Annotated in this window: 2 protein-coding genes; both read left to right on the forward strand. The window is 60.6% G+C overall.

Going from position 1 to position 1,583, the window contains the following annotated elements:
• Positions 1 to 394 (forward strand): riboflavin synthase (locus ABYA88_RS16435; RefSeq protein WP_373188457.1); only part of this gene is annotated, 394 nt, incomplete at its 5' end.
• Positions 395 to 431: 37 nt separating this feature from the next.
• Positions 432 to 1,526, forward strand: a complete 1,095-nt coding sequence (gene ribBA / locus ABYA88_RS16440) for a bifunctional 3,4-dihydroxy-2-butanone-4-phosphate synthase/GTP cyclohydrolase II (protein ID WP_373188458.1) — start codon at positions 432 to 434, stop codon at positions 1,524 to 1,526.
• The last annotated feature ends 57 nt before the right edge of the window (positions 1,527 to 1,583 follow it).

The raw sequence follows: 1,583 nt of genomic DNA on the forward strand, positions 1-1,583 counted from the left end.
ATCACGCCTTGGCGGGCATCTGGTCAGTGGCCATGTGGATGGCGTTGGCAAGGTGCTATCAATGACGGAGGACGCACGGTCCTGGCATTTCCGGATCGAGGCTCCCGCCGGACTGGCGCGTTACATCGCCGAAAAAGGCTCTATTACTGTCGACGGCACCAGTCTTACAGTCAACGCTGTCGATGGCGCCGTGTTCGATCTGAATATTGTGCCGCATACCATGCAGGAAACCGTAATGGGCGACTACCAGGCCGGTAGTCCGGTAAATCTGGAGGTCGACCTGATCGCCCGCTATCTGGAGCGTCTGCTGCTGGGTGACAAGGCAGCCGAGCCAAATCGAGACAGCCGTCTGAGCATGTCTTTTCTTGCCGAAAACGGCTACCTGAAATCCTGAACTCTCAGGCCGTGAACAAGGAGCCCGGGAGGGCCGCATGAAACTCAATACTGTAGAAGAACTGCTGGAAGACATTCGCGCCGGCAAGATGGTCATCCTGATGGATGACGAGGATCGCGAGAACGAGGGCGATCTGATCATGGCGGGCCAGGCCTGTCAGGCCGAGCACATCAACTTCATGGCTCGCTATGGCCGTGGACTGATCTGCATGCCGATGAGCCTGGAGCACTGCGAGCGCCTGAACCTGCCCTTGATGGTACAGCGCAACAATTCCGGCTTTGGTACCAAGTTTACCGTCTCCATCGAGGCTGCCGTGGGTGTCAGTACCGGTATCTCCGCCGCCGACCGCGCGCGCACCGTACAGGCTGCCGCAGCGCCCGGTGCTGTGGCCGATGACATCGTCAGCCCCGGTCATATATTCCCGCTGATGGCCCAGCCCGGTGGCGTGCTGGCGCGTGCCGGACACACCGAAGCCGCCTGCGACCTGGCGCGCATGGCCGGCTTTGGCGAGTCGGGCGTTATCTGCGAGATCATGAATGACGACGGCAGCATGTCCCGTCGTCCGCAGCTCGAAGCTTTCGCCCGCGAGCACAATCTCAAGATCGGTACCATTGCTGACCTGATCCACTACCGTCTGCTCAATGAGCGCACGGTCAAGCGGGTATCCGAACAGCCGCTGGAAACCGAGCTGGGCAGCTTCAACCTGGTGACCTACCGCGACAGTCTCGAGGGCGCCGTGCACCTGGCGCTGACCCTGGGCAAACTGGAGCCGGAAGAGCCGACCCTGGTCCGCGTGCACAATATGGATCCGCTGCGCGACCTGTTCATGGTCAGCCAGCCCGGACGCTGGAGCCTGCGCGCGGCGATGAGCAAGCTGGCCGGGGAAGGGCACGGTGTTGTGCTGCTGCTGGGCAACCAGATGGGTTCCGAAGAGTTGCTGCATCACGTCAACCAACTGGCCGGTACCGATGCACCGGAGCGCGAACCCACTACCTATAATACCGTGGGCGCCGGATCGCAGATTCTGCGTGATCTGGGGGTGCGCAAGATGCGTCTGCTGTCCAAGCCGATGAAGTTCAATGCCATATCCGGGTTCGACCTGGAAGTAGTAGAATACCTGCCCTGCGAATAAACGCACACGATCCACGACTGCGCCTGGTGCGCAGCCGGTTCTTTAAGAGAGAGATGA

Source organism: Halopseudomonas sp. (genome assembly GCF_041579695.1).
Taxonomy (GTDB): Bacteria; Pseudomonadota; Gammaproteobacteria; order Pseudomonadales; family Pseudomonadaceae; genus Halopseudomonas.